9 protein-coding genes are annotated in these 10849 nt (G+C 68.4%); 2 read left to right on the top strand and 7 right to left on the bottom strand.

Annotation, left to right across the window (positions count from 1 at the left end):
• Positions 1–202 (top strand): DUF6572 domain-containing protein (locus AC1DW0_RS19455; protein WP_477947454.1); only part of this gene is annotated, 202 nt, incomplete at its 5' end.
• A gap of 779 nt (positions 203–981) precedes the next feature.
• Positions 982–3417 (top strand): glycoside hydrolase family 2 TIM barrel-domain containing protein, encoded by a 2436-nt coding sequence (locus tag AC1DW0_RS19450; RefSeq protein WP_477947452.1) that lies wholly within the window; start codon positions 982–984, stop codon positions 3415–3417.
• A 316-nt stretch (positions 3418–3733) separates the two neighbouring features.
• Here AC1DW0_RS19450 and AC1DW0_RS19445 read toward each other — a convergent pair whose 3' ends face one another.
• The 7 genes from AC1DW0_RS19445 to AC1DW0_RS19415 form a co-directional block, all read right to left on the bottom strand.
• Positions 3734–4891 carry an alpha/beta hydrolase family protein gene (locus tag AC1DW0_RS19445; protein WP_477947450.1) on the bottom strand — a complete coding sequence of 386 codons (1158 nt, stop codon included), beginning with the start codon at positions 4889–4891 and terminating at the stop codon, positions 3734–3736.
• 139 nt (positions 4892–5030) lie between these two features.
• Entirely contained in the window at positions 5031–5732 is a 702-nt protein-coding gene (locus AC1DW0_RS19440) for a hypothetical protein (protein WP_477947448.1), read from the bottom strand.
• A gap of 2 nt (positions 5733–5734) precedes the next feature.
• Complete coding sequence (locus AC1DW0_RS19435; RefSeq protein WP_477947446.1) at positions 5735–6229, bottom strand: hypothetical protein; 495 nt, start codon at positions 6227–6229, stop codon at positions 5735–5737.
• A complete protein-coding gene (locus AC1DW0_RS19430) occupies positions 6226–6834 on the bottom strand; it encodes a hypothetical protein (protein ID WP_056200327.1) in 609 nt (202 codons plus the stop codon). Before AC1DW0_RS19430 ends, AC1DW0_RS19435 begins: the two co-directional genes overlap by 4 nt.
• Positions 6834–7478: a hypothetical protein gene (locus tag AC1DW0_RS19425; RefSeq protein WP_477947444.1), complete on the bottom strand. Its 645-nt coding sequence runs from the start codon at positions 7476–7478 to the stop codon at positions 6834–6836. Before AC1DW0_RS19425 ends, AC1DW0_RS19430 begins: the two co-directional genes overlap by 1 nt.
• Complete coding sequence (gene pqqB / locus AC1DW0_RS19420; RefSeq protein ID WP_477947442.1) at positions 7475–8410, bottom strand: pyrroloquinoline quinone biosynthesis protein PqqB; 936 nt, start codon at positions 8408–8410, stop codon at positions 7475–7477. Before pqqB ends, AC1DW0_RS19425 begins: the two co-directional genes overlap by 4 nt.
• Positions 8411–8626: 216 nt before the next feature.
• Positions 8627–10765: a sigma-54-dependent Fis family transcriptional regulator gene (locus AC1DW0_RS19415; RefSeq protein WP_477947440.1), complete on the bottom strand. Its 2139-nt coding sequence runs from the start codon at positions 10763–10765 to the stop codon at positions 8627–8629.
• Positions 10766–10849: the final 84 nt, after the last annotated feature.

Here is a 10849-nt window from a genome sequence, read left to right as displayed (position 1 = left end):
AGAAAAGCTAAATCGCTACTTCGGGTTCGTCGAATCGGGCGAAATCTACACAAGCTATCCGGAGGCGCGCGGCCGAAGTCTGCGTATTGACATCGTTTGTCGTTTCGAACCGCCATCCGCCGCCATTGACTACCTGCGGCGCGCCGAAGCGGTGGCAGGCGAGTACCAATGCGCACTTAGCTGGAGGTTCCATGCTGGATAACCGGTCACTGCAGCGGACGGCTTCGCCGCCCGCTGAGCTTTCACGTTGAACCGCATGAGATTCCGAAGCTATTTCGCTGCCTTAGCTCTTTCCTGTGCCGCGCCGGTATTGGCGGGCGGTGCCGGGCCAATGTGGGTGTTTCCGGTGATTCGGCTTTGCGTTGCGCAAGATGCGGCGTACGCCGATACCTTCCTCGGGCGCTGGATTGCAGAAGGCCGACTGAGGCTTAAGTCGCCGGAATTCACGCAGTGCGCTCGAAAGAAGCAATGGATTCCTAAATACATTTGCGCAGATCTCATGGCGCGTGAAACAGAGGAATCACTGTCTCGCCGGAATCTTGAACGACTGGGTGCTTCCTGGAGCGAAGATCTCAAAGTGCTTGCAGTGGCTGGGGCATATGTTCAGGACGCGTCGGAGGCTGAGCTTGCAGAGCGACAGCTGCCTGCTTGCCCATGATCAAGCGGCCCAACCTTTCACTCCAGCGGACGGCTTCGCCGTCCGCTGAGCTTCGACGTTGGGCGACAGCTTTGTGAGTTGACCGGCCGATGATCCCGCCAGAGTGAACTTCCGCTCATGGCCGAAACGAGCCCTCTGCCACTACTTGGGCGCCAACAGCCCGTAGGTTGAGGCGAACAAAGTGAACCCCAACGGTACCGGCGCGTAGACGCTGGGGTTCGCGATGCTCATCCCATTAACCTACGGGCTGCAGCCCGCTGATTTCGGACGAAGCCCCGTGGGGGCTGGGGCTGCCTCTCGAGATTTTCATTGGACACAAATTGATGTTGAGGCTCAACAAGTTCACGCGCCGCTTGCCATGGGCGCTGATGCTGGCGCTCGTCTCGATCACGTCGGCCGCTGAGGAACGCCGTCTTTCAATGGGCTGGCGTTTCATGGCGGGGGAGGTCAAGGGCGCGGAGCGGCCCGACTTCGACGACGGCGCATGGCGCCAGGTGGCCGTGCCGCACGACTTCTCCATCCTGGACAAGGCGGACGGGGCGCCACCCTTTGATCCCGCCACCGTGGGTGGCCGCGACTCCGGCTACATCCCTGGTGGCACCGGCTGGTACCGGCGTCACCTCACGCTGACTTCGGCCGAAGCCGCCCGCGTGGTCCGGCTCAAGTTCGAAGCCGTCTACATGGACTCGGACATCTGGTTGAACGGCGAGCCTGTGGGACAGCATCGCTACGGCTACACCGCATTCACGCTGGACCTGACAGGCAAGGTCAAGGCGGGCGACAACGTCATCGTCGTCCGGGCGCGCCATGAGGACTCGTCGTCGCGCTGGTATGCCGGCTCGGGCCTGATCCGCCCGGTGGCTGTGGAACTGCTGGACCCGGTGCACATCGACCCCGACAGCGTGGCGGTTGCGACCCGCGCCGCGACCGCTCAACGGGCGGACCTGGACGTTCGGACACGCCTCTCCAACCGCCAGGTCAAGCCACAGCAGGTGGAAGTGGTCACGGCCGTGACCAGCGTCGACGGCAGCGAGACCGTCGCCCGCGCCAGCAAGCGTTACGTCGTGCCGGCGCGCGGCCAGGTGGATGCCGGGCAAGCTCTGGCCGTGGACAAGCCCAGGCTGTGGGGGCCGTCGGCACCGCATCTCTACCTGCTTCGCCAGGAGGTGCGCGTCAACGGTGTCGCGACCGATGTGCGCTTGACCCGTTTCGGCATCCGTACCGTGGCGATCGATGCGAAAAACGGCTTGCGCATCAATGGCGAGAAGGTGCTGCTGCGCGGCGGCAACATCCACCACGACCACTACATGCTCGGCGCCGCCGGGCTTCCCGATGCGGATGCGCGCAAGGTCGCGCTGATGAAGGCGGCCGGCTACAACGCCATCCGCAACGCCCACAACCCCGCAAGCCAAGCCACCCTGGACGCTGCCGATGAGCTCGGCATGCTGGTCATCAACGAGGCCTTCGACGCCTGGCGAAACAGCAAGACCAGCGCCGACTACGCGCGCTTCTTCGCTGACAACTGGCAGAAGGACTTGGACAGCCTGATCATCAGCGGCCGCAATCACCCCAGCGTGCTGTTCTGGAGCATCGGCAACGAGATCCGGGAGCAGGGCACGCCCGAGGGCGCGAAGACCGCACGGATGTTGGTCCAGCGGGTCCGCCAGCTCGACGCGACCCGGCCGGTGACCCAGGCGGTCAGCATCGACTCCCCGACGATCGCCAGCGCCTATGGCGAGCTCGACGCGGCCGGCTACAACTACATGCCCCACCTGTTCGAACGCGACCACGAGCAACACCCGTCGCGCGTCATGTACAGCGGCGAGTCCCTGTCCCGCCACGCCTTCAACTACTGGCGACCGGTGGAGACCCTGCCGTGGGTGATCGGCGATTTCGTGTGGACCTCCTTCGACTACCTCGGCGAGGCCGGCATCGGCTGGGTGAACGCCAAGCAGGACTGGAAGACCTGGGGCCCATATCCGTGGCACCTGGCCTATTGCGGAGAGATCGACGCTACCGGGCGCAAGCGTCCCGCCGCCTACTACCGCCAGGTACTGTGGAAGACCGGCATCGACCCGATCGCGGCCTTCGTCGAGCAGCCGGCTGGCACTCGCGCTTTCCCGCACTATCCCTTCCCGGAAGGCGACCCGCACAGCGACTGGACGCTGGAGGACGTGCATCCCAGCTGGTCGTGGGGCGGCCAGGAAGGCAGGCTGCTGAACGTCGATGTGTACTCGGAGTTCCCGGAGGTCGAACTCTTCCTCAACGACAAGAGCCTGGGGCGGCAGGCCGTTGGCCTCGCCACTGAATACAAGGCCCGGTTCGTCGTGCCCTATGCGCCGGGCCGCCTGATGGCGGTCGGCTATCGGGACGGCAGGCGCGCTGGCCAGTGGGAGCTGCGCACGGCGGGTCTGCCGGCGGCGTTCAAGGCGACCGCGGATCGGTCGCAGCTGAAGGCCAATGGCGAGGACCTGGCCTACGTGACGATCGAGCTGGCCGACAGCGACGGCGTTCCCATCTACGCGCGCGCCGGTGATCGCCAGGTGAAGGTCAGTGTGACCGGCGCCGGCGTGCTGGGCGGCGCGGGCAACGGCGACCCCGTCGATGCGAGCAGCCTGCAATCGGGCGAACGCAAGACCTTCCACGGTCGGATGGTGGCGGCAGTCCGCGCGGGCGCTTCGCCCGGCCCCATCGTGGTTGAAGTTGCCGTCGAGGGCCTGCCGACGCAGCGGATGCGGCTCGACGTGATTGCGCGATGAAACCGCAGTAGCGCAGCGCTGGTCTGGCTGCTGGCCTCGTACAAGGCCCTGCCCAACGTGCTGATGCTGATGACGGGCCTGATCGGCGTCTACACCTTTGGGACCCGCCGCACCACGCTGGGCCGGCGCATCTATGCCCGACCATCGCTCACCCGTGCAAGCCCTTCAAGCTTGGCAGGTCTCCAAACCCCATTTGTTCAAGCGCGCCGTATACAAACAGGCGGGTCTTGACACCTAGCCACGCGCGATGTCGTTGATCCCATATGCCGTCGCTTGCGTTGGGATTCGCGATGCTCACCCCATTGGCCTACCGAGCTCAGGCCGGCTGCAGCAGCATGCGGCCGAGTGCCTCGGGCCCGGCCGGCTGGGCATCGGGGCGTAGCAGCGCGCGGGCCGCTGCGTCGTTGCGCAGGTGGGCGTCGAAAAAGGCCGCCTCCCAGCCCCACGTCTCGGCGTTGGCCGCTTCGTTGAAGCCGTGGGTCTGGCCCTTCATTTCCACCACCCAGGCCGGGCCGCCCATCGCGCGCGCGGCGGCCAGCACGTCGGCGGCCGGCACGTTACGGTCCTGCTCGCCGCTGACCGCAAACCAGGGCCGCTTGACGGCGGCGAGGCCGGCGAAGTCCAAGCCGAAATTCCAGAAATTCGGGCCTGCGCCCGGGGGCAGGTTGACGGGCAAGCCCATGGCTCGCGCCGCGGCCATGCCGATGCCGGGAAAGGGCACCGTCCCGAAGCCGGCCTTGATGCGCTCGTCGGCCAGGGACAGGCCGCGCCGCGCGGGGTTCAAGCCGCCCATCAGCGTGAGCACGGTCAGGCCGCCGGCACTGCTGCCGGTGGCGCCGATGCGGGCGGCGTCGATGTGGTCTGCGTAGTGTGGGTGGGCCAGCACATGGTCCAGCGCCGCGCGCACGGCCAGGCTGCGCAGGGCGAACATTTCGCTGCCGCCCGGCGTGCGCCTGTCACCGTGGTAAACGTCGACCACGATGTAGCCCTGCGAGGCCAGGTGCGCGAGCTTTCCGATGTGCCACAGCCCATGCGTGCCCTGCCCGCCGGAGTGAACGATCAGCGGGTAGCGCGCCCGCTCGTCGGCAAACAGCGGCGCCTCGCCGGGCCGCTGCATGTGCGGCAGGCGATACCAGCCGGTCTCCTCAGGGAAGGTGTAGTCGGGGCGGCGGTTGTCGGCCGGCGTCGGGTAGAACACCGTCAGCACCACCGGCAGGCTGCGTCCGGCCAGCGCCCCGGCATACGGCCAGTCCTTGGGCACCTTCACGTCGATCACCAGCGTGGCCTGGCGATCGCTGATCAGCTGGTCCAGGTACAGCGGGCCTTGCGGCGACAGGCTGCCGATGAGGTAGTCCGCCATCGGCGCTGCGGTCGCCGGCTCGGCCTTCATGCAACTGCTGCCTACCGCGTAGGGGCCGTTGCCGGGCGTCCAACCGGCGGCGCCGGCCGCGCCGGCGAAAGGCGCCAGCAGCATCCCGCCCAGGAACCTTCGGCGCCCCAAGCAGGCTGCCGTCACACGCGAAACATCCAACACAGCTTTTGCTCCCTCGGCCGACACGGCCGGGGCGCAGTGTGCCGTGCCAGGGAACGGCCCGGCGCTCGGCCCATGGGTATTACTGCCAGGACTCGAGCTCCAGCGTTCGCGAGCCGCCCACCAGCATCGGCGAGGTGGACGGCTCGCTGCGTTCCAGCTTCACGAGGCCGACGCCGCGGCAATACCACTCCAGCGTCGTCAGCGGCTGGTCGCGGTAGCCGGTGATGGCATCGACGAAGATCTTCACCGTCGCGCTGCCACGCACGCGCAGGCAGGGCGAGAAGCTGCCTGCCGACGTGCGCACCACGTCGGACACCGCCTCGATTTCATAGGTCATGGGGATGTTCGGATGGCTGTGCTTGATCTCGCGCGGGTACTCGGCCGTGCGCATCAGCAAGTAGGCCGTCGTCGGCGCCTGCCATTGCGTGCCGACCACGAATGGCGCCTTCAGCACGAAGCGGCCCGGCGCATCGGCCACCGGGTCGGCCTGCATGTCACTCTTGCTGGCCACGCGCACGATGCCGCTGGCGTCGGCGCGCAGCCAGTAGTTCACGCCGCTGTCGCTGCGGCGCTGCCAAGCGGGCTGGTCGTCCAGCACCAGCGTGGCCGAGCCCAAGGTACGAAGTGTCAGGCTCTCGCGCTCGGACGTGTCCGCACCGCTGCGCGTCGTGACGGTGTAGGTCCAGCGGTGGCCGGCTTCGAGCGGGAACCAGGACTGCCCCTCCGGCGCGCGGCTGCAACCGGCCAAGGCCATCAGCGTGAACAGAAGACGACGGCGCATGCTCATTTTTCCGGTAGCTGAGGCAGCGGCATGTCGCGCAGCTTCACCTGCTGCTCGTCGCTGCCCGGCCGCAGCCAAGCCAGGCCCTTGCGGCCGGCCTTGGGCTCGGCCGTGCCGAGCTGGGCAATGCCGTTGCGGACCTTCTTCAGGCCCTCGTTGAGCAGTCCATGCAAGTCCTTGCTGTAGGGCAGTTGATAGGCGCGGGGCTGGGCGGCGGGCCTGCCGTCTTCCACGGCGTTGACCCAGACATAGAGGGCCCCGTCGCGCTTGCCGGCGGGCTCCTCGATGACGGCGGCCAGCAGCACGAAGCGCTCGGGCAGCGGATCGCCGCTGGGCCAGCCCCACAGCGTGTGGATGGCACCCTCGGCGTAGAAGTAGAAGCAGCTCACGCCGACCACCAGCAGGCCGCGCAGCCACACCGGCCAGCGCGACTGCAGCAGGGCAAGCAGACACAGCAGCAGCAGTGCGGCAAAGCTGAGGATGATGGGCAGAGTCATGGTCTTTGCATCAGACTTTTTGGAAGCGTGTTGACGTTGACGACGCCGCCGTCGGGCTGCAGCGTGAAGCGCACGGCGGTGGCCTCGTCGCCCTTGCGGGCCAGCTTGACCGTGCCGTAGAAGACGACGTCGGCGCGCGGGTTGACCTTGATGACCGTCACGGTCACCGGCACCGGCTGGCCGTCGTTGGACTGGTAGTACTGGGCGTTGACGATGTGCTCTCCGGGCACGATGCCGCGGATGCTCACCACCTCTTGCCGGAAGGGGCTCTGGATGCGCTGGCCGTTGACGATGGTGGCCGCGTTGGCGTCGCCACGGTCGTCGCGGTCCAGGTACATCAGCCCGGCCTCGCGCTGGCGGAACCACACCAGGTTGCCGCCCGGGTCCTGCACCCAGGTGTCGATGTCGTTGGGGCTGTTGTCGGGCCAGGCCACGTTGATCAGGTACTCGGCCTTGGACGGCACGTCGCCGGCCTTGGTGGCGCGCGGGTTCATGGCCAGCAACGCCACGATGAAGCAGAAGACGAAACCGATCAGCAGGTTGAACAGCATGTCGTAGAAAGGGTCGACCTCGGCCTCCCTTGAACCCCGGCGCAAGCGGCGCATCACGCACCGTCCTTTCGGAGCCCGGCACGCTGGATATCGGCGACCAGTGCGTCGGCGAAGCGATCAAGCCTTGTGAGTTGCAAACCCAGCAGGATGTTGCCCACCAGGCCCACCATGGTCGTCAGCAGCGCCACGCCCAGGCCCGCCGTCAGGCTGCGCAGCAGCTCCTGCGACTGCGCCGGGTCGAAGCTATGCAGCTTGCCGATGGTCAGCGCCAGCATCGAGAAGCCGATGACCTTGCCCAGCAGCCCGAGCTTGAGCTGGATGCCGTTGACCCACCACGCCGTGCCGTGTGGGCCGTGGCTGTGTTCCAGCAGCAGCTCGGTCGCGATGTCGCCAGGCGCGCCCAGGTATTCGGCCGCCCAGCAGGCCTCTCCGGCGCGGGCGAGCCGCGGATCAGCCAGCAAGTCACGCTGGCGCTGCAGCTCGCGCGAGCGTTGGCCGCACCACAGCGTCGCGCACAGGAAGACGGCCATGATGACCAGCGTCAGCCCCGTGGGGTCGGCGCCCAGCAGCAGCGCCCAGACGCCGCGCACACCCAGCAGCCAGGTGCAGAAGGCCAGGCCGCCGACGAGGGTCAGCCATTCCAGCCACAGTGGCTCGGCCGGGCGCGCGGGCCGTGGGGCGGCGGTCGCTGTGCTCACAGTTCAATCTCCATGCCGTCGTGCGCCACCTCGATGCCGTGCGCCAGCAGCTCACGGCGCTGGGCGCCACCGCGATCGAGGATGGGGTTGCTGTGGTGGATATGGGTGAGCACCTTGCGCGGCGCGCCGCTGGCCTGCAGCGCGTCGATCATCCCGGGCCGTTCGCCGTGGCGGCTCTGCGGCAGGTGGCCCTTGTCGCTGGCGCTGACCGACCCGACGCCGGCCTCCTGCATGCCATGCTCGGTCCAGAAGCTGCCGTCGACGACGACGCAGTCGGCTCGGCGCATCCAGGCCAGTTCGGCCTCGCCGACCTCGGCCAGCGCCGGCGACAGGAAGGCGCGCCGGCCCGTGCGCCGGTCCTGCACCTGCAGCGCGATGCACTCGCCCGCCGCCTCGCTGCGCAGCCGCGCATGCCGCGGCGCCCGCGCCGGCACGGCCACGGCGGCAAAGCTCAGCGCCGGGAAGCCCGGGATCTCGAAGCTCGCGCTGCGCACGTCGCCGGCAATGGGCAGCATGCGCCAGCGCACGCGGCAGTAGCTCTCCAGCACATGCAGCAAAGGCAGCTCGGCCGTCAGGTCCTCGAACACCAGCGGCGTGGCATAGACCTCCAGTTCGCGGCTCTCGCGCAAGGAGAGCAGCCCGGCCACGTGATGCAGCCGCGAGTCCAGCAGCACGACGGCGCGGATGGGCATGTCGCCCGCGTGGGCCGGCTGCAGCGCGGGCGTGGCCCGGATCTGCTGCGGCAGGTCGGGGCTGGCGTTGATCAGCAGCCAGCCCTCGCCGGGCCGCCCGTCCTGCGAGATGGCGATGGCGCTTTGTGTGCGCGCGCTGGCGTCGAGCTCACCGCGGCGCCAGCTGCTGCACAGCCGGCAGTGGCAGTTCCACAGCGGGAAACCACCGCCCGCGCCGGAGCCGAGGACGAGGAGCTTCATGGGAAGCCGCGCAGAAGAAGACGGGACATGGGAGCAGGCAGTCAGCAGGTCGATGCACCCAGGGGTGCAAGACCCGTGCCTTGCCAGAACGCCGTTGCAGCCGGCGTCAATGAGGGGTTTTGCTCCAGTTCGGCACAGCGCCGTGCAGCACCTCCCCGGGAAAGTCCCGGGCCTGCTTTGAGGCCCGGGAACAACGGTCAACCTGCCGCTGAACGGTCAGTCTGCCGTGGGCGTGTTCCAGCGCAGCCGGCGGTAGATCGTGTTGCGGCTGATGCCCAGCTGCTTGGAGGCCAGCGAGATGTTGCCGCCCGCTGCGTCCAGCGTGGCGCGGATCATGTCGATCTCGGCCTGCTCCAGCGTGCGCGCGCTCGCCGGCTCCACGGCCGCTGCCGAAGCTGCCGCAGCTGCAGCGGGTGCTGGGGCCGGCAGCGCGGCATGCGGCTCGAAGGGCGGCCAGGCCGGCGCCTGCGCGGGCGGCGGGGCCGGTGTCATGCCGCCCACAGCGCGCTGCATGTCTTCGAGGAAGTCATCCGACAGGTGATTCGTCGTCACCAGCCGCTCGCCCGCCGACATCACCGCCGCCGTGCGCAGCACATTGGCCAGCTGGCGGATGTTGCCCGGCCATTGGTAGCGGCGGAACATGCCCAGCACCTGGGGGCTGAGCTCGGGCGTGTCCTGCGGGCGCTCGGCCTGCAGGATGCGCCGCACGATGGCTTCCACGTCGGTACGTTCGCGCAGCGCCGGCAGGCGCAGGGCCAGGCCGTTGAGGCGGTAGTAGAGGTCCTCGCGGAAGGTCTGCGCGGCGATCATCTCGCGCAGGTTGCGGTGGGTGGCGCCGATGACGGCGATGTCCACCGCGATGGACTTGGTGCTGCCCAGCGGCGTCACGCTGCGCTCCTGCAGCGCGCGCAGCAGCCGCGCCTGCAGCGGCAGCGGCATGTCGCCGATCTCGTCCAGGAACAGCGTGCCGCCGTTGGCCTGCACCAGCCGCCCCGGCGCACCCTTGCGCCGCGCGCCGGTGAAAGCGCCTTCCTCGTAGCCGAACAGCTCGGCCTCGATGAGGCTCTCGGGGATGGACGCGCAGTTCACGGCCACGAAAGCCTGGCGCGCGCGCACCGAGTCGTGGTGCACCGCGCGGGCCAGCAACTCCTTGCCGGTGCCGGTCTCGCCCAGGATGAGCAGCGGGATGCCGCGGTCCAGCACGCGTTTGACCTTCTGGATGACGGTCTCCAGCTGTGGGTCGCCGGTGCGCAGGTATTGCAGGCCGGAGAAGCGCTGGGCGCCGTTGGCCGTGGCCGCCGTCGCCACCATGTCCGCCGGTGGCGGGGGCAGCGAGTCGGGGCTGGCGACGCCGCCGGTCCATTCGCCTTCGCGCAGCGAGCTGGTGCCCTGCGAGGGCTCGCGCGCATCGATGACGTCGGCCATCTCCGCATTGCGCAGCCCCCCCACCACCGGGCGCGAGGGCCAGTCGAAGCGCGCGCTGACGAAGAAGCTCTGGCCCGTTGGCAGGCACAGCTGCATCGGCGGCGACATTGGCATGCGGAAGTGGTCGTAGATGGCCGCCGGCGTCGTGCCCAGCAGGCTGCTCAGGCTGCGCATGCGCAGCTCCGCGCCGCTGACGCCGAGCTGGTCCAGCGCGGCGCGGTTGGCGCCCAGCAGCCGGCCTTCCGGCGACACGACCAGGATGCCTTCGAGCAGCGTGCCGATGAACTCGGGCCGGCTGTGGAAGTGCAGGCGCAGGCGGTTGTTGTAGTCGTCCGAGAGCCAGTGGTTCTCGATCATGCGGGCCGACATGCGCACCAGGCCCATGGTGTGCTGGTGGTAGCCGCGGTGGTCGCCCGTCACGTCCAGCACGCCGAGCATGTTGCCGCGCGGGTCGAAGATGGGTGAGGCCGAGCAGGTCAGGAAATTGTTGGCGTGGATGAAGTGCTCGCCGCCATGCACGAGCGTGGGCACCTCCTCGAACAGCGCCGTGCCGATGGCATTGGTGCCCTTGGCATGCTCGGCCCAGTTCTCACCCGGCGCCAGCGCCACGCGGTGGGCGCGGGCCAGGAAGCTGTCATCGCCCACCGCGTGCAGGATGGTGCCCTGCGCGTCGGTCAGCACGATCATGCTTTCGGTGTTGACGATCTGCTCGTAGAGCAGCTGCATCACCGGCGCGGCGTGGGTGTACAGGCGTTGGTTGCGTTCGCGCGCGAGGTTGAGGTCGCTGCGGATCATCGGGTCCAGCCCGCTTTTCTCGTGGCGCTTCAGGCCCAGCGCTTCGCTGCGCTGGTGGCTGCGCTCGATGAAGGCCTGTCGGGGGGGGCCCGGCGGCGCCGGGCTGGCCGGCGCTTCGGTCTCGATGGTGGGCATAGAGGCTCTCATGCGCCTGCCTGTTGCAGGCTTGTCTCGGCGGCGGCGCGGTCGGTGCCACGCCTGTCTGTGTCTTGCGGCCAT

The sequence above is a fragment of the Roseateles sp. P4_D2 genome, assembly GCF_056401875.1.
The sequence above is the reverse complement of the archived record's forward strand: the minus strand, read 5'-3'. Positions and strand labels throughout refer to the sequence as shown.